This window comes from Amycolatopsis arida, from assembly GCF_900115565.1.
Lineage (GTDB): Bacteria > Actinomycetota > Actinomycetes > Mycobacteriales > Pseudonocardiaceae > Yuhushiella > Yuhushiella arida.
This window is the reverse complement of sequence record NZ_FOWW01000001.1, coordinates 1,012,408-1,029,461: the sequence shown is the minus strand read 5'-3', so window position 1 is coordinate 1,029,461 and position 17,054 is coordinate 1,012,408. Positions and strand designations below refer to the sequence as shown.

At 72.5% G+C, this 17,054-nt stretch carries 13 protein-coding genes and 2 rRNA genes; 11 read left to right on the top strand and 4 right to left on the bottom strand.

Features of this window, described 5'->3' with window-relative positions:
* The 6 genes from BM051_RS04830 to BM051_RS04805 all read left to right on the top strand — a co-directional run.
* A 23S ribosomal RNA gene (locus BM051_RS04830) occupies window positions 1–362 on the top strand; the annotation flags it as partial.
* Between the two features lie 76 nt (window positions 363–438).
* Window positions 439–555 (top strand): 5S ribosomal RNA (rrf, locus tag BM051_RS04825).
* A 133-nt stretch (window positions 556–688) separates the two neighbouring features.
* A complete protein-coding gene (locus BM051_RS04820) occupies window positions 689–1,600 on the top strand; it encodes a GNAT family N-acetyltransferase (RefSeq protein WP_092528283.1) in 912 nt (303 codons plus the stop codon).
* A gap of 16 nt (window positions 1,601–1,616) precedes the next feature.
* Entirely contained in the window at window positions 1,617–2,372 is a 756-nt protein-coding gene (locus BM051_RS04815; protein WP_092528282.1) for a type 1 glutamine amidotransferase, read from the top strand.
* A gap of 38 nt (window positions 2,373–2,410) precedes the next feature.
* Window positions 2,411–5,401 carry a bifunctional [glutamine synthetase] adenylyltransferase/[glutamine synthetase]-adenylyl-L-tyrosine phosphorylase gene (locus BM051_RS04810; protein ID WP_092528280.1) on the top strand — a complete coding sequence of 997 codons (2,991 nt, stop codon included), beginning with the start codon at window positions 2,411–2,413 and terminating at the stop codon, window positions 5,399–5,401.
* A 53-nt stretch (window positions 5,402–5,454) separates the two neighbouring features.
* A complete protein-coding gene (locus tag BM051_RS04805) occupies window positions 5,455–5,889 on the top strand; it encodes an acyl-CoA thioesterase (protein ID WP_092528568.1) in 435 nt (144 codons plus the stop codon).
* A 15-nt stretch (window positions 5,890–5,904) separates the two neighbouring features.
* On the opposite strand, the gene BM051_RS04800 is transcribed toward BM051_RS04805, so the two are convergent.
* Together BM051_RS04800 and glnA are read right to left on the bottom strand one after the other, a co-directional pair.
* Window positions 5,905–6,702, bottom strand: coding sequence for an alpha/beta fold hydrolase (locus tag BM051_RS04800; protein ID WP_092528278.1), 798 nt, complete (start codon window positions 6,700–6,702; stop codon window positions 5,905–5,907).
* A gap of 136 nt (window positions 6,703–6,838) precedes the next feature.
* The gene (glnA, locus tag BM051_RS04795) at window positions 6,839–8,263 is read right to left on the bottom strand and encodes a type I glutamate--ammonia ligase (RefSeq protein ID WP_092528276.1); all 1,425 of its coding nucleotides are present in this window, start codon (window positions 8,261–8,263) and stop codon (window positions 6,839–6,841) included.
* 197 nt (window positions 8,264–8,460) lie between these two features.
* Between glnA and BM051_RS04790 the strand changes: the two genes are divergently transcribed.
* The gene (locus BM051_RS04790; RefSeq protein ID WP_092528274.1) at window positions 8,461–8,940 is read left to right on the top strand and encodes an RDD family protein; all 480 of its coding nucleotides are present in this window, start codon (window positions 8,461–8,463) and stop codon (window positions 8,938–8,940) included.
* Window positions 8,941–8,949: 9 nt separating this feature from the next.
* On the opposite strand, the gene BM051_RS04785 is transcribed toward BM051_RS04790, so the two are convergent.
* Both BM051_RS04785 and BM051_RS04780 read right to left on the bottom strand, forming a co-directional pair.
* Complete coding sequence (locus BM051_RS04785; RefSeq protein WP_092528566.1) at window positions 8,950–9,510, bottom strand: RNA polymerase sigma factor; 561 nt, start codon at window positions 9,508–9,510, stop codon at window positions 8,950–8,952.
* Window positions 9,511–10,251: 741 nt separating this feature from the next.
* Entirely contained in the window at window positions 10,252–10,983 is a 732-nt protein-coding gene (locus BM051_RS04780) for a DUF4191 domain-containing protein (protein WP_092528272.1), read from the bottom strand.
* A 65-nt stretch (window positions 10,984–11,048) separates the two neighbouring features.
* Between BM051_RS04780 and BM051_RS04775 the strand changes: the two genes are divergently transcribed.
* The 4 genes from BM051_RS04775 to BM051_RS04760 all read left to right on the top strand — a co-directional run bounded on the left by BM051_RS04775 (window position 11,049) and on the right by BM051_RS04760 (window position 16,822).
* Window positions 11,049–13,133 carry an ATP-dependent DNA helicase UvrD2 gene (locus tag BM051_RS04775; RefSeq protein ID WP_092528270.1) on the top strand — a complete coding sequence of 695 codons (2,085 nt, stop codon included), beginning with the start codon at window positions 11,049–11,051 and terminating at the stop codon, window positions 13,131–13,133.
* 362 nt (window positions 13,134–13,495) lie between these two features.
* Window positions 13,496–13,768 carry a hypothetical protein gene (locus tag BM051_RS04770; RefSeq protein WP_092528268.1) on the top strand — a complete coding sequence of 91 codons (273 nt, stop codon included), beginning with the start codon at window positions 13,496–13,498 and terminating at the stop codon, window positions 13,766–13,768.
* A gap of 132 nt (window positions 13,769–13,900) precedes the next feature.
* Window positions 13,901–14,272, top strand: a complete 372-nt coding sequence (locus tag BM051_RS04765; RefSeq protein ID WP_092528266.1) for a WhiB family transcriptional regulator — start codon at window positions 13,901–13,903, stop codon at window positions 14,270–14,272.
* 1,665 nt (window positions 14,273–15,937) lie between these two features.
* The gene (locus BM051_RS04760) at window positions 15,938–16,822 is read left to right on the top strand and encodes a class I SAM-dependent methyltransferase (protein WP_092528264.1); all 885 of its coding nucleotides are present in this window, start codon (window positions 15,938–15,940) and stop codon (window positions 16,820–16,822) included.
* Window positions 16,823–17,054: the final 232 nt, after the last annotated feature.

Sequence of the window (17,054 nt, the reverse complement as noted above, 5' to 3'; positions counted from 1 at the left end):
AAGGGTTGGGCTGTTCGCCCATTAAAGCGGCACGCGAGCTGGGTTTAGAACGTCGTGAGACAGTTCGGTCCCTATCCGCCGCGCGCGTAGGAGACTTGCGGAAGGCTGTCCCTAGTACGAGAGGACCGGGACGGACGAACCTCTGGTATGCCAGTTGTCACGCCAGTGGCATGGCTGGTTAGCCACGTTCGGAAGGGATAACCGCTGAAGGCATCTAAGCGGGAAGCCTGTTCCTAGATGAGGTCTCCCACCCCTTTGTGGGTTAAGGCCCCCAGCAGACCACTGGGTTGATAGGCCAGAAATGGAAGCACAGCAATGTGTTCTCGAGTTGACTGGTACTAATAGGCCGAGGACTTGCCCACAAACATGCTTCGCGTCCACTCTACAACTCTGAAACACCACACCACACTATAAAACAGTGGGTGTGTGACAAGGTGTTTCGGTGGTCATAGCGGCAGGGCCACGCCCGGACCCATTCCGAACCCGGAAGCTAAGCCTGCCAGCGCCGATGGTACTGCACCCGAAGGGGTGTGGGAGAGTAGGACACCGCCGAACAACAACCCCACCGAACGGCCCGCTGGGCAGCCACCACGGCCCCCCAGCGGGCCGTTCGCATGTGCGCCTCTTCCGCCGCCCGCCGGGGAGAAATCGGTGGCCTCCCGATCTTGGTCGGTGCGACAGTGGCGGGGTGGAGGCCCAGCTGTACTCGCACACCAAGGCGTTCGCCCGGGTGGCGCGGCCGTTCTACGCCGCCGACCCGGTGTTGCACACCACCGCGTTGACCGCGCTGGACAACGTCGAACGAGAAGGCACCGCGACGGTCATGGCCGCCATCGAGACGGACGGCGACGTGCGTGGCGTGGTGCTGAGCGAGGGATCGTGGCCGCTGGCGGTGAGCGGCCTACCCACCGGATGCGCGCAACCGATGGCGCGGGCCCTCGCCCGCGCGGCCACCCGAGCGCCCGCGGCCATGGGCCCCGCCGACCGGGTCGACGCCTTCGCCGCCGCGTGGACGGCCGTCGCCGGGACGACCACCGGCGTCGAGCGACCGATGCTGCTGTACCGGCTCGGCGAGCTCCGCCCTCCGGCGGACATGTCCGGGGAGCTCCGCGTCCTCGGTGACGCCGGCGCCGAGAACGGCGCGAGGACGGCCGGCAACGTCGTCCGCGACAGTGCCGGCACCGCCGCCGGCGACGGCACCGCCGAGCTGGTCGCCCGCTGGCGGCTGGCGTTCAAGGCGGAGACCATGCCCACCGCACCGGCCGACCCAGATCCGCTCGACACGGTCCGGGCCCTCGTGACCGCCGGAGACACCATCGGCGTCTGGACCGTCGCCGGCGAGCCGGTCTCCACCGCCACGATGAAGCGTCCCGGCGCCGGCATGACCAGGATCGGCTACGTCTACACCCCACCCGAGCACCGTGGCCGCGGTTACGCCGCCGCGGTCACCGCCGCGCTGTCCCTGCGCGCCCGGCGGGCCGGCATTCCGCACGTCGTGCTGTACACCGACACGGGCAACCCCGTGTCGAACGGGATCTACCAGCGCCTCGGTTACCGCCTGGTCGCCCCGTTCCGCGAGGTCACGTTCGTCGACCGGTGACACGTACCCTGGCGGTGTGGGAAACGCACGCCTGCTGGTGATCCAGCCCGACGACACCGACCCGCCCGGCGCGTTGGGGGAATGGCTGACCGAGGCCGGCGCCGAGCTGGACGTGCTCCGGCCACACGCCGAGCGCCTGCCCGACGATCTCACCGAGCACCGCGGCGTGGTCTGCCTCGGCGGCGGCATGAACGCCGAGGACGACGTCCACCACCCGTGGCTGGCCGGCGTGCGCCGCCTGCTCGGCACCGCCGCCGGTACCGGCGTGCCGACCCTCGGCGTGTGCCTCGGCGCGCAGCTGCTCGCCGTCGCCACCGGCGGCACCGTCCGCCGCGGCGCCCATGGCCCCGAGGTGGGCCCGGCGCTGGTGGCGAAGAAGGACGCCGCCTGGGTCGACCCGCTCTTCGCCGAGCTGCCGCTGATGCCGGACGTGCTTCAGTTCCACCAGGACGCAATCGACCGGCTCCCGCCCGGCGCCGAGCTGCTGGCCTCCGCGCCCACGTACCCGCACCAGGCGTTCCGGCTGAGCCGCTGCGCCTACGGCCTGCAGTTCCACATCGAGACCACCCCGGAGATGGTGCTCGGCTGGGCCGCCGACGCGCCCGCCATGGCCGAGCACGCCCGCCCCGGCACACTCGACCACGACGCGCTGGCCGCGGCCCACGCCGACATCGCCGAGACCTGGCGGCCGTTCGCCCACCGGTTCGTCCGCCTCGCCGACGGCAGCCTCGCGCCGGCCGGGGCCGTCCGGCCCGGCCTGCCGCTGGCGTGACCGGCATGCCCACCGCGCTCCGGCTACGGTGACCGGTCATGGCGGAACGACCGGCAGAACGCCCCCGACCGACGGCGTCCGTCGCCAGGTTCGGCTTCACGGACGAGCACGCCGAGCAGCGGTTGCGTGCCGCCGGCTGGTGGGCTACCGACGGCCCCGCGGACGGAGCCGGCAGCGTGCTCGCCGCCTTCGCCCGAAGCCCGGAACCCGACCAGGCGCTGCGCGGGGCGGAGCGGATCCGGGAGGCCGACGAGGCCGCCTGGCCGGAGCTCCTGGCCGCGCTCCGCGCCGACGCGGCGCTGCGTGGCCGGCTGCTGGCCGTGCTCGGCACGTCCACCGCGCTGACCGACTTCCTCGTCGCCAACCCAGGGCAGTGGCGCCGGCTCGCCGGCGCCGGGACCGCACCGGAGGAGTACCCGGCGGATCTGCTCGCCGCCGTCCGCCCCCCGGCCGGTCCGCTCACCGGCGCGGCCGCCGAGGCGGCCCTGCGCGCGGCCTACCGCGGGTTGCTGCTGGAGGTCGCCGCGGCCGACCTCGCCCACCTCGTGCAGCCCGAGGTGCCGGAGCTGCCCTACGCCGAGGTCGCCGACCGGCTCACCACGCTCGCCGACGCCGCGCTACGGGCCGGCCTCGCCGTCGCCGAGCACGAGCAGGGCGACGGCGGCGCGGTGGACACGGCCCGGCTCGCGGTCGTGGCCATGGGCAAGTGCGGGGGGCGGGAGCTGAACTACGTCAGCGACGTCGACGTGATCTTCGTCGGCGACGGTGACCTGCAGGTGGCTACCCGGGTGGCCGCCGGGATGCTGCGGGTGGTCGGCCGGGCCTGCTTCGAGGTGGACGCCGCGCTTCGTCCCGAGGGCAAGGCCGGGGCGCTGGTGCGCACCCTCGACGGCCACGAGGCCTACTACGCGAAGTGGGCCCGCACCTGGGAGTTCCAGGCGCTGCTCAAGGCCCGCCCCGCCGCCGGTGATGCCGCGCTCGGTGGGCGATACGTCGAGCTCGTCACCCCGCTCGTCTGGTCGGCGGCGGAACGGGAGAACTTCGTCACCGACGTCCAGCAGATGCGCCGCAGGGTGGAGCGGCACGTGCCCGCCGAGCTGGTCGACCGCGAGCTCAAGCTCGGCCGCGGCGGCCTGCGTGACGTGGAGTTCGCCGTGCAGCTCCTGCAGCTCGTGCACGGCAGGGCCGACACCGCGTTGCGCTCGGCGTCCACGATCGAGGCGTTGCGCGCGCTCGGCGCCGGCGGCTACGTGGGCCGGGCCGACGCCGCCGAGCTGGAGGCCAGCTACGAGTTCCTGCGCACCGTGGAGCACCGGCTGCAGCTGCGCCGGCTCCGCCGCACCCACCTCTTCCCCGACCCGGCGCGGACCGCCGAGCTGCGCTGGCTGGCCCGCGCGTGCGGGGTGCGGCCGTCCCGGGGCCGCGGCGAGGGCGAGGTGCTGCTCACCGAGTTCCGCCGGCACCTGCAGCGCATCCGCCGGCTGCACGAGAAGCTGTTCTACCGGCCGCTGCTGGACGCCGTCGCCAGGGTGCCGACCGCGGCGCTGCGGCTGACCACCGAGCAGGCCGCCAGCCGGCTGGCCGCGCTCGGCTACACCGCACCGGACGGCGCGCTGCACCACATCAGGGCCCTCACCACCGGGGTGTCCCGGCGGGCGGCCATCCAGCAGACGCTGCTGCCGGTGCTGCTCGACCTGCTCGCCGACACCCCCGACCCGGACGGCGGCCTACTCGCCTACCGGCGGGTGTCGGAGGCGCTCGCCGAGACGCCGTGGTACCTGCGGGTGCTGCGCGACGAGCCGGCGGTGGTGGAGCGGCTGGCCATGCTGCTCGGAACCGCCAAGCTCGTGCCGGACCTGCTGGTCCGCGCCCCGGAGGTGCTGCAGCTGCTCGGCGACCCCGAACGGTTGGCCGGGCGCTCGCCGGAGGAGGTGGCGCGGTCGCTGCGGGCCGCGGCCCGGCGGCAGCCGGGGTTGAACGCGGCGGTCGCGGCGGCCAGGTCGCTGCGCCGGCACGAGCTGCTCCGCGTCGCGTGCGCCGACCTGCTGGGCCTGCTCGACGTGCCCGCGGTGTGTGGGGCGCTGTCGTCGGTGTGGTCGGCGGTGCTGCAGGCCGCGCTCGCCGCCGCCATCCGCGCGAAGGCCGCCGAGGTGGGCGGCGAGCCGGCGCGGATCGCGGTGATCGGGATGGGCCGGCTGGGCGGGGCCGAGTTGGGCTACTCCTCCGACGCCGACGTGCTGTTCGTGTGCCGGCCGGCCGAGGGCGCCGACGACGGCGCGGCGCTGAAGTTCGCCACCGCTGTCGCCGAGACCGTGCGGAAGGTGCTCGGCGCGCCCAGCCAGGACCCGGCGCTGCAGGTCGACGCGAACCTCCGGCCCGAGGGGCGTCAGGGCCCGCTGGTGCGCACCCTCGACTCCTACCGCGCCTACTACGCCCGATGGGGTGAGGTGTGGGAGGCGCAGGCCCTGCTGCGCGCCCGGTTCGTCGCCGGCGACCCCGACCTCGGGAACGAGTTCGTCGCCGCGATCGACCCGGTCCGCTACCCGGAGGGCGGGCTCGACGCGGCCAAGGTGCGGGAGGTACGGCGGATCAAGGCCAGGGTGGAGACCGAGCGGATGCCGCGCGGTGCCGACCCGACGGTGCACGCCAAGCTCGGCCGCGGCGGGCTGGCCGACGTCGAGTGGACCGCGCAGCTGTGGCAGCTGCGGTACGCGCACGAGATCCCCGCGCTCCGGACGATGTCGACGCCGGAGGCGCTGCGCGCGCTCGGCGCGGCGGGCCTGGCCGCGGAGGCCGACGTGGGGCACCTGGTGGAGGCGTGGCAGCTCGCGACGAGGGCGCGCAACGCGGCGACCCTGGCCCGCGGCAAGCCGGTCGACCAGCTGCCCACCTCCGGGCGGGAGCTCGCCGCGGTGGCCAGGGTGTTCGGCTATTCCGCCGACGACGATCCCGGCGAGTTCCTCGACTACTACCGGCGCACCACCCGGCGCGCGCACGCGGTGGTGCAGCGGCTGTTCTACGAGGACTGACCGGTTGGTCACGTTTCCGCGTCACTGTCGGTGCGCCCACCTACAGTGTGGGCGTGATCGAGCGCGAACCGTTCCGGGTGCGGATCAAGGTCCGCCACTACGAGCTGGACACCCTGGGGCACGTCAACCACGCCGTGTACCACTCCTACGGCGAGGTTGCCCGGCTGGAGCTGGTGGAGAAGGCTGGTGGGCTCGCCGGCGGGCTGGCGGCGGCGCGGCAGGCGGCGGTGCTGCTGGAGTCGCACATCGTCTTCCGGCGCGAGCTGCGCGCCGGCGACGAGGTCGACGTGAGCTGCGTGACGAAGTTCGGCGGGGGCAAGACGTTCCGGATGGACTCCACGATCACCAAGACGGACGGCACGGTGGCCGCGGAGATCACCTGCACGCTCGGCCTGATGGACCTCGAGCGCCGCAAGCTGGTCGACGACCCGAAGGCGGCGATGGAGCGCGCCGGGGTGGACGTCGCGGTGCTCTGCGGCGAAGCCTGAGTCGTCAGCCGTCGCTCAGCCGCTGACGACGGCGGCGAACTCCGCGGGGTGGGTCAGGTGCGGGGCGTGCGCGGCGCCGGCGATGCGCTCCCGCCGCGCCCCGGGGATGCAGCGGGCCAGCTCGTCCATCACCGGGGGGTACCAGGGCAGGCCGCGATCCCCCTCGGTGAGCACCGTGGGCACCGTCAGCCGGGTCAGCGCCGCCCGGTCGACCGCCATCCGATCCGGATCGCGGGACTGGTCCAGCCATGTGTCGGCGTGCTCGACGAACGTCTTCCGCAGGTCGGGGGTCAGCGTGTGCTCCCAGTTGCCGGAGCCGAAGCCGACCTCCTCGACGAACAGCCGGGCGCCCGCCTCCACCTCGCCGGACTCGCACAGCTCCACCGCGCGGCGCATCTTCGCGCCGACCTCGTGCAGCAGGTGGTCGTAGGGGCCGCCGGCGAGCAGCGCGAACAGCGGTGGCTCGTGCAGGGTCAGCCGGGTGACCAGGTCGGGCCGGCGCAGTGCGGCGAGCAGGGCGATCGACGAGCCGTAGGAGTGGCCCACCACGTGCGCCGGGGAGCTGCCGGTGCGTTCGAGCAGCGCGAGCAGGTCCGCGACGTCCTCGTGGATGCTGCCCTGGCCGGGCGGGCAGGTGCTGGCGCCGTGTCCGCGGCGGTCGTAGCCGAGCACCCGGAACGACCCGGTGAGGTGCGGCGTGACCCTGGCCCAGCTGTGGTGGTCGTCCCACGACCCGTGCACCAGCACCAGCGAGCTCCCCGTGCCCCGCACCTGGTAGTACAGGCGCACCCCGTCCAGCGTCGCCCACGCCACGCGACCCCACCACCTCTCGTCCGAGGGGCACCCTAAACGTTTTGTGGATCATTGTGAAACGCCGGCGGCGAGGGCGTTTCCGCTCCTCGCCGCCGGTGTGGTCCCCTGCCGGAGGACGTCGGTCACACGACGCGTGTCACACGTCGTAGTACAGCGCGAACTCGTAGGGGTGGGGGCGCAGCCGCAGCGGGTCGATCTCGTGCTCGCGCTTGAACGCGATCCACGTCTCGATCACGTCGGGGGTGAACACCCCGCCCTCGAGCAGGTACTCGTGGTCGGCCTCCAGGGTGTCCAGCACGGTGCCGAGGTCGCCCGGCACCAGCTTGACGTCGCGGGCCTCCTCCGGCGGCAGCTCGTAGAGGTCCTTGTCGATCGGCTCCGGCGGCTCGATCTTGTTGCGGATGCCGTCGAGGCCGGCCATCGTCATGGCGGCGAAGGCCAGGTACGGGTTGCCGGACGAGTCCGGGCAGCGGAACTCGACGCGCTTGGCCTTCGGGTTGTTCCCGGTGATCGGGATCCGGACGCAGGCGGAGCGGTTGCGCTGCGAGTAGACCAGGCTGACCGGGGCCTCGAAGCCGGGCACCAGGCGGTGGTAGGAGTTCACCGTCGGGTTGGTGAACGCCAGCAGGCTCGGCGCGTGCTTGAGCAGGCCGCCGATGTAGTGCCGAGCGGTGTCGGAGAGGCCGGCGTAGCCCGACTCGTCGTGGAACAGCGGCTGGCCGTCCTTCCACAGCGACTGGTGGGTGTGCATGCCCGAGCCGTTGTCGCCGAACAGTGGCTTCGGCATGAACGTCGCGGTCTTGCCCGCCGCCCACACCGTGTTCTTCACGATGTACTTGAACAGCTGCAGGTCGTCCGCGGCGTGCAGCAGCGTGTTGAACCGGTAGTTGATCTCCGCCTGGCCAGCGGTGCCGACCTCGTGGTGGGCACGCTCGACCGTGAAGCCGGACCCGATCAGGTTCTGGGTGACCTCGTCGCGCAGGTCGGCGAAGTGGTCGACCGGCGGCACCGGGAAGTAGCCGCCCTTGTACTTGGTCTTGTAGCCGCGGTTGCCGCCCTCCTCCTCGGTGCCGGTGTTCCACCAGCCCTCGACGGAGTCGATCTCGTGGAAGGAGCCGTTCTCCGCGGAGTCGAAGCGCACCGAGTCGAAGATGTAGAACTCGGCCTCGGGGCCGAAGTACGCGGTGTCGGCGACGCCGGACTCGGTGATGTACTGCTCGGCCTTGCGCGCGATGTTCCGGGGGTCGCGGCTGTAGGGCTCGCGGGTGAACGGGTCGTGCACGAAGAAGTTGAGCGACAGCGTCTTCTGCTTGCGGAACGGGTCGATTCGCGCGGTGGCCGGGTCCGGCAGCAGCAGCATGTCGGACTCGTGGATCGACTGGAAGCCGCGCACCGACGAGCCGTCGAAGGCGAGGCCCTCCTCGAAGGCGTCGGCGTCGAAGGACTTGGCGGGCACGGTGAAGTGCTGCATCACGCCGGGCAGGTCGCAGAACCTGACGTCGACGAACTGAACGTCCTCGTCCGCGATGAGGCGCTGGATATCGTCTGGACTGGTGGACACCCTGGGTAACTCCTTCATGGTCGTGGCCCGCGGTAGTGCGCTATGTCGGCTAAAGCTAGGAGCGCGGTGTTGCCCGACCATCACCCGAATGTTTCGCCGGTGTTAACGGGTGGGCCGATGCCGGGCACACGGGCGCGGCGGCCTTCGTCGAGTCGACCAGGTGGGGGCGCCGAACGCCAGCGGCATACCCTGGACGGGTGGTGAAGTGGACCGGCGAGTGGTTGTCCGCGCCCGCGGCCGGGCGGATGGGCGGCGAGCCGCCGCGCTGGCCGGGCGAGCGGCTGGGCCTGCCGGAGGACGGGGTCGGCGCCGCGGCCGGTGGCGGGCGGCGCTTGCTGGGGTTCCTGCTCGACCTGGTGGCGGCGTCGCTGGTGACGGCGTTGTTCTTCCGGCCGCAGCTCGCCGATCCCGCGGTGATGCAGCAGTTCAACCTGTGGGCGGTCGCGGTGTGGGCGCTGCTGACCGTGCCGGCGGCGGCGTTGTTCGGGTTCACGCCCGGGATGGCGGCGACGGGGATCCGGGTCGCCCGGCTGGACGGCGCGGCGTACGTCGGCGCGTGGCGGGCCGTGGTGCGCGCCGCGCTGACCGCGTTGATCGTTCCAGCGGCGGTGCGCAACGCCGACGCGCGTGGCTGGCACGACCGGTTGACGGGCACCGTGGTCATCCGGATGCGCTGAGGCCCACCGTCAGGGGAGGTCGGCGGCGTCGACGCCTTCCGCGCGCAGGCGGAGCCGGAGCTCGGCGAAGGACCGGGTGCGCAGCGGGCCGATGCTGCCGGGGGCGACGCCCAGCTCGACGGCCAGTTCCGCGTGGGTGAGCTCCGGGCGCAGGACCAGCAGGTGCATCAGCCGTCTGCGCCGTTCCGTCATCCTGGCGACGGCGCGCCAGAAGGCCCGGTTGCGCTCCGCGCGCAGGGCGAGCGCCTCCGCGGAGGGAGCGACCCCGCCGAGCGCGGTGGCGTCCTCGGTCTGCCACGGGGGAGACTGGTCGCGGTCCCGCCGCATCACCTTGCGCTGCGCCTGCCGGCGTGCCGTGGTGGCCAGCCACGCGGGGACGCAGGCCGGTTCGCGGATCGCCGGCAGGTAGCGGGCGAGCGCCAGCCAGGTCTCCTGGCAGACGTCCTCGGCGTCGGTGGCGGACAGCCCGTACCGGCGGGCCGTGGCACGCAGCCGTGGGGTTCCACATCGGACCAGAGCCCGCCACGCGTCCTGGTCGCCCCTGGCGGCCCGCGCACTCAGTTCACCCATGTCCATGCCGGCTGCGACGCGGCCGGCCGCCGCCCCGGATCCGCGAACGGCGGTGAATCATCCGTCCGTGGTCGCGCTGGGTGACGGGCTGGTCACCGCGGTGACGATGCGTCACCCTCTCCTCGGCCGAGGCGAGTTGTCCACATCACCCGTCAGTGATCCACAGATTTCCGCGCACCCCTTCCTCGGCCCCGACCCTCGATAGAATGGACCTGGGCGCCGGCCCCCGATTGGGTGGGCGGGTTACCGGTGGCGGTTCGCTTTCAGTTCGGTCGACGCACTCGGGTGATGTTCTCGGCTGGGTGCTCTGTCCCGGGAGGCGCTCGGCGCCGGTCGGTTGGGCTCGCTGCGTTGGTGAGTACGGTGGGCTCGCGGTCGGGTCAGCATCGCCGTGACGGTGGCGCCGGCCGCTCGCGCCGCCACCGAGGCGGTGGACGGCCGTACCGGGAGCCAACCGCCGGCAAAGGGGCCTCGGCTAGCCGCATCCGTGGCCGGCGCGCTACCCGCTGAGTCGGCCGGAGGCGTGGGCGCGCGAGCGGTGGCGTTCCGGTTGGGTGCGTGGCGGGCCTGCCGCCGGGTGCTGAGGCTGTCGCGAAGCGTGCGCTGCTCGGTGCCGAACTCGTCCCGGAGCGCGACGAGCCTCCCCGGCTCGCGCCAGCCCCGCTCGCCCGTCCGGCGCTCACGAGGTGCCGAACGGTGGTCGGCGCCGGACCTCGGTCTCACTCCAGGCGGGGAACGCGGTCAGCGGCGGCGGATGGTGCGCTGCACGTTGCGCATCTTGGCGCCCTGCGGCATCGGCCCCTTCGGCAACGCCGCGCCGCGGTTGCCCAGTGCGGCCAGCTTCGCCTCCAACGCGGCCACCTGCTTGGGCTTGAGGTTGCGCGGCAGCTTGGTCAGGTAGTTCTGCAACTTCCGCAGCGGGACCTGACCCTCCTCGTGCCCGACCACGACATCGTAGATCGGCGTCTCGCCGACCAGCCGGGACACCCGCTTCTTCTCCTGCGCCAGCAAGCTCTTGACCCGGTGCGGCGCACCCTCGGCGACCAGCACGACACCCGGCATCCCGAGCACGCGGTGCACCGCGTCCAGCTGTGTCGTCGCGGCGACCGTCTGGGTCACCCGCCAGTGCCGGCCCCGGAGGTTGTCCAGGGCCCACGCGGCCGCGCCCGGCTGCCCGTCGGCCTTCGCGTACACGGTCTTCTGCACCCGGCGTCCGAAGACGATCACGGCGGCCAGCAGGCCGAGCATGATGCCGAGCGGGAGCAGCAGCCACGGAACGTCCAGCAGGAAGCCGATGCCGAACACGGCACCGCCGACCACCAGGAACGAGCCCAGCATCCACGGGATGAGCGCCTTGTCTTCCTTGCGCTGCATCGTGAAGGCCTGGAAGATCTGCTTCCGCTTCGCCTTGCTCGCGGCGCGTTTGGCCTGCTTGGCCTGCTTGGCAGCTTCCTTGTCCTGCTTTCCCGCCATATGAACCAGGATACGGGCGGGTGGGCGGACGGGTGAGCGTCGGCCCCCTCTGCGAGGATGCGGCCGTGGGCAGCGCACCTTCGGCACCGCGTCAACCGGACCTGCTCGACGGGCTCGACCCCGAGCAGCGGGCCGCCGCGACCGCGCCCCGCGGCCCCGTGTGCGTCCTCGCCGGCGCGGGCACCGGCAAGACCCGTACGATCACCCATCGCATCGCCTACCTGGTGCGATCCGGCCACGTCGCGGCGAACCAGGTCCTCGCGGTCACGTTCACCGCGCGCGCCGCGGGGGAGATGCGTACCCGGCTGCGCGCGCTCGGCGTGCCCGGCGCGCAGGCGCGCACCTTCCACGCGGCTGCCCTGCGGCAGCTCCGCTACTTCTGGCCGAGGGTCGTCGGCGACCGACAGTGGGACCTGGTGGAGGGCAAGCTCCGCCTCGTCGGGCAGGCCGCTCACCGGGCCGGCGCCGGCACCGAGCCCGAGGTGCTGCGCGACCTCGCCGGGGAGATCGAGTGGGCCAAGGCGTCGTTGGTCGGCCCGGACGACTACCCCGCCGTGGCGGCCCGGTTGCGCCGGGACACGCCGGAGTCCCCGGAACGGGTGGCCGAGGTCTACCGCACCTACGAGAAGATCAAGAACGACGCGCGGCTGCTGGACTTCGACGACCTGCTGCTGCACACGACCGCCGCGCTGGAGGAGCACGGCGCGGTCGCCACCGAGTTCCGTGACCGGTACCGCTGCTTCGTGGTGGACGAGTACCAGGACGTCACGCCGCTGCAGCACCGGCTGCTCGACGCCTGGCTGGGGGACCGCGACGACCTCACCGTCGTGGGCGACGCCAACCAGACGATCTACTCGTTCGGCGGTGCCTCGCCGCGACCGCTGCTCGAGTTCACCCGGCGCTTCCCCGAAGCGGTGGTGGTCCGGCTCGAACGGGACTACCGGTCCACCCCCCAGGTCGTGGAGTTGGCGAACAAGGTGATCGGCGCGGCCAGGGGCCGGCCGGCTGGGTCGCGGCTGCGGCTGGTGGGGCAGCGGCCGGACGGGGCACCGCCACGGTTCGCCGAGTACGACGACGAGTCCACCGAGGCCGCCGCCGTCGCGCGGCGCGTCCGGGAGCTGCTGGACGCGGGCGTGTCGGCGAGCGAGATCGCGGTCCTGTTCCGGGTCAACGCCCAGTCGGAGGTGTACGAGCAGGCGTTGACCGAGGCGGACATCCCGTACCTGGTCCGCGGCGGGGAGCGCTTCTTCGACCGCAGGGAGGTGCGCCAGGCGATGGCGGCCCTGCGGTCGGCGGCGGCCGACGCGCCGGCGGGGCCGCTCGTGCCGCAGGTCCGGCGGGTGCTGGCCGGGGTCGGGCTGACCGACCAGCCGCCGGCGGGCGGCGCGGCCAGGGAGCGGTGGGACGCGCTGCTCGCGCTCGTCGAGCTCGCCGAGGAGCTGGCCGGCACCGTGGACGGCGCGACGGTGGGGCACTTCGTCGGCGAGCTCGAGCAGCGGGCCGCGGCGCAGCACCCGCCCACGGTCGAGGGCGTGACGCTGGCGTCGCTGCACGCGGCGAAGGGGTTGGAGTGGGAGGCCGTGTTCCTGGTCGGCCTCGCCGACGGGACGTTGCCGATCCAGCACGCCGACGGGGACGACGTCGCGGTCGAGGAGGAGCGCAGGTTGTTCTACGTGGGGGTGACCAGGGCACGCGAGCACCTGTGGCTGTCCTGGGCGCTGGCCAGGGGGAGCGGGGGACGGCGCACCCGGCGGCGCAGCCGGTTCCTCTACGGTCTGGTGCCGGAGGACCATCCGGCCGCGCGGGTGCCCCGCGGGCTGCCGAAGGCGACGGGCACGAAGGCCCGTTGCCGGGCGTGCAACGGGCCGCTGATGGCGACGCTGGAGATCAAGCTGGGCCGATGCGCGTCGTGTCCGTCCAATCTGGACGAGGACCTGCTGGAGCGGCTCAGGGCGTGGCGGGTCGAGCGGGCACGCGAGCTGCGGGTGCCCGCCTACGTCGTCTTCACCGACGCCACCTTGATGGCGATCGCCGAGCAGCGGCCGACCGACGACCGCGCACTGGTGTCGATCTCCGGGATCGGGGCCACCAAGCTGGAGCGGTTCGGCGCCGAGGTGCTCGCGGTGGTGCGGGGCACCGAGCCCCGGTAGGCGAGCGCCGCCTTCGCGGTCGTTCCGGCGGCGTGGCGCGGTGACGCTCGTGTCTCGTTTCGTAGCCGCGACGGGGTTCGCGGCTCGCTGTCCGCGGCGGTGTGGCGACTGCTCGTGGCGGACCCTCGACCGTCCATCGCGGTGCAGCCGGGCAGGCAGTCGGTCGGCTCACCCGGTCAGCTGCTCCTGCCGGCGAAAGTCCAGGTCAGGCACGATTTTCGGCGACTTCGGAAGATTTCTCGAAAATCAGTTGCCTCGGCCGGTCGAGGACCAATAACCTGCAGGTACGGGTCGTGAGACTCGTCCACATTCGCCGGGACGCGACACGGCGAGCCGTTCGGACATCTGGGGAGGTGCCTGGGATGAAGATCACTTACTTGACCGCCGTCCCTGGCACCCGTGTGTCCGCTGCCGCCAATGCGTGCACGGCCGTTCGCCGGGGCATCGGCATGTCCATGGCCACCCGACCGTCGGTCGAGGCCGCCGCGCATGTGTATCTGGAGCGCCGCGACCTCACCCAGACCGCTCGAGTCGACGCCGACGTTCGTCGTCCGGCGTTTCTCCCGGTGACCAAGGATCTGCTGATCGCCAAGCAGGTCTGTGTTCCGCTGCCCGTAGATGAGCGAGGTCCCTGACCCTCCGTCAGGAGAACAGGCTCACGAAGGCCGCGGAACCGTACATCGGATCCGCGGCCTTCGTGCTGTTCGGCTCGAGTTCCACCGCCGGCAGCCAGTGAGAGAACCCTGAATACACAAAGGAGATACGGAATGTCATCGGCAACCGCCTTCGTGTCCGAGGAGGCGTTACCCGGCGAGCTCGCCGACTGGGGAGTCAGTGGGCTGCTCGACGCACTGTCCAGCCCGGACCTCGAGCTGCCGTGCCGGTCCGGCGACGCGGACCTGTGGTTCGCGGAGTCCCCGGCCGAGCTGGAGCGGGCCAAGCAGTTGTGCGCCGACTGCCCGGTGCGGGAGGCCTGCCTGGCCGGTGCTCTGGCCCGGCGGGAGCCCTGGGGCGTCTGGGGCGGGGAGATCTTCGAGCGTGGTGTGGTCATCGCGCGGAAGCGTCCCCGCGGCCGGCCGCGGAAGAACCCGGTGGTCGAGTCCAAGCCCGAGCATGAGGGGCGGAGCGTGGCGGCGTGAGTGGGGTTCGCGAGCGAACCGTTCAGCATGGTGGCCCGGCCACCGTGACCCGCGCCCACCGAACCGTCTGAGGCAGGTCGAAAAGGCATGACGAACAACGAGATTCCAGCCGCGCCGCGCACCCGCGCGCACACCGAACACGCGTCGCTCCACCGACCGAGCGCCGCACCGAACATGTTCAAGGAGATCCCGAAGATGTTGCTCTACGAAGACCTGGCCAGAGCCCGAATACGGGAGTTGGTTGAGGACGTCCACGGCACGCGACCGCAGCCGCCGGGTCGCGCGTCCCGCCCGTGGATCAGGGCATCGCGCCGGTCTACCAGGAAGGCTGGCCGCGCCGCGTCCTGATTACACGAAATGTCCTGATATCGGGGTGTGGGGTGGGGGTTTCCTCTGCCCCACACCCCTTCTCCGCTCTACGGGCGCCTCTGGAGTCGTGACCGGATGTGAGTTCGCCGGTCCCGTCTGGGTTCTGGCGTTCGACGGCCTGGGTCCGACGAACGACACGACGGGCGACGTCAGCGGTGGCGCGCCCGAGACGGTCGACGAGATGGCGAGCGGCCCAGGGCGGCGGGGATCATGGTCCGCCATGGGCTGGTCGGCGACTGCGTGCCGAGGGTGATGGTGCGGATGCCGTGATGTGGCCAGTCGGGAGCGCACTTCGGACGGAGTCGTCATTCCCCGTGTCCGGCGGACGCCGCAGTCGCCTGCGGTCTGGGCGGCGGATACTGATCAGTACGCGGAGCGTGGCGAACGCCCACTGCCGAGGGACCCGCGAAAAATCGCCGACCGATTGCCCGGCGCGAGCGAAGCCACCCCAGCGTTGGGCTCCGTCCGGCTGCGAGTGCACCCGGTGGCCGTCCCATCGGGCGCGAGCCGCCCGTACACATGTCGCCCGCGCGGCCTGGCCTGGTGGCTTCGATACGCCTCGATGCCGGGATCGGGCAGCAGCTTTCTCACCGGCAGGGGTGACAGTGGCTCCGTGCTCCGTGCTCCGTGCTCCGTGCTCCGTGCTCCGTGCTCCGTGCTCCGTGCTCCGTGCTCCGTGCCCTGCGCTGTGCCCTGTGCGCCATACACCTGGTCGACGACCCGCGGCATCGCGTTGTTGCTGCGCTGGCTGTCCAGGTGGTGGTCGCCGGCAAATCAGCAGATAGCCGCCACGGCCACGCCGGACCGGCCGGTGCTCCCGACAGTGGTTCTCGGGGGCGGCTTCCGGCGGCGGCTCCCGAGGCGGCTCTCGGCGGCGGCTTCGGGTGGCGGCTCCCGACGGCGCTCCCGGCGGCGGCTTTCGGCGGCGGCTTTCGGCGATGGCTTTCGGCGATGGTCACTTCTTGCTCCGTGCCTCGTGCTCTGTCTCCTCTTCTCGTCTCCCCCGGCTCTGCTCTTCCTCGGATCTCTCGCCCCCTCCCCCTCCCCCTCCCCCCTCCCTCCCACCGCCTTTCGCCGGCTCGCCCGCTTCCTTCCGCCCGCCCTTGTGGAGTGGTTCGTCGATATGTCGTCATCGTGTGTGACCCGTCCTTGCCGGTGGGGACGGGTGCTGTCGGGACCGGACGCGGGCTCTGGAGAGCACCCAGGCCTCGGCGGTCCCGTCGTTCGCTCTGGGCACCGCAGCCGGGACTCGCCGCGTTGCGGCGTTCGGTTCGACAGTTCGTGTTAGATGGAGGCGTGACGGCGCACACCCATGACGACGTGGACTGGGCATCCCGGCTTCCGGCGCTGCGTCGCGCGGACGTCCTCGAGCGGTCCGCGCTCGACGCGGTGGCCGACCGGCTCACCACCGACCTAGGCGCGGCCGCCACGGTGATCGACATCGGCTCGGGCTCCGGCGGGATGAGCGCCGCGCTCGCCGCCGCGCTGCGCCGCCGCGGCGGCGGAACGCTCGTGCTGCTCGACGCCGTGGACGAGCTGTTGGCCGCGGCCTCGGCCACTGTGCGGGCCGAGCTGGCCGAGCACGACGGGCCGCCCGTCCGGGTCGAGACGGTCGTCGCCGACGCCGGCTCACCCGCGCTCGCGGACCTGGTACCGCCCGCCGACCTGATCTGGGCTTCGCACGTCGTGCATCACCTACCTGATCAGCAGACCGCCCTCGGCCGGCTCGCCGCCCTCCTCCGGGACGGCGGCCGGCTCGCCGTCGCCGAAGGTGGGCTCGACGCACGCTGCCTGCCGTGGGACCTCGGGGTCGGCGAGCCGGGCCTGGAGGACCGGCTGACCGCCGCCCGCGCGGCCTGGTTCGCCCGCCTGCGTGCCGACATCCCCGACGCCGTCCGGATGCCGTACGGCTGGGCCAGCGCACTGCACCGTGCCGGCCTGGCGCAGATCACCTCCTTCAGCTATCTCGTCGACCATCCCGCGCCGACGACGCCGCCGGTTCGGGATTACGTGCTGGAACGGATGTCCTGGCTCGCCGACGTCGGCGACGAGCTGCTGGCACCCGGCGACCGGGACGCCGTGCGCCTGCTGCTCGATCCGGACGCGCCGGAGTACCTCGGCGCCCGTGACGACCTCTACCTCCTCTCCGCCCGCACGGTGCACACCGGACGGCGTGCGTGACGGGCTCCGAGCTCGTGATCTGTGCGCGCTGCGGGACGCGCCGCGACCCCCACGGCGACCCCGTGGAGAACCTGTCGTGGGTGCTCGACCAGAACCACGGCCGGCACCAGTGGTGGTGTCCCCGATGCGCCCGAGCGCACGTCCGGGACATCGAGGGGAAGCTGCCCAGCGAGTACTGGTGAGCCTCCGGTCAGGCCGTGCCGAAGAGCTGCGGTACGCGACACGCGGCCGT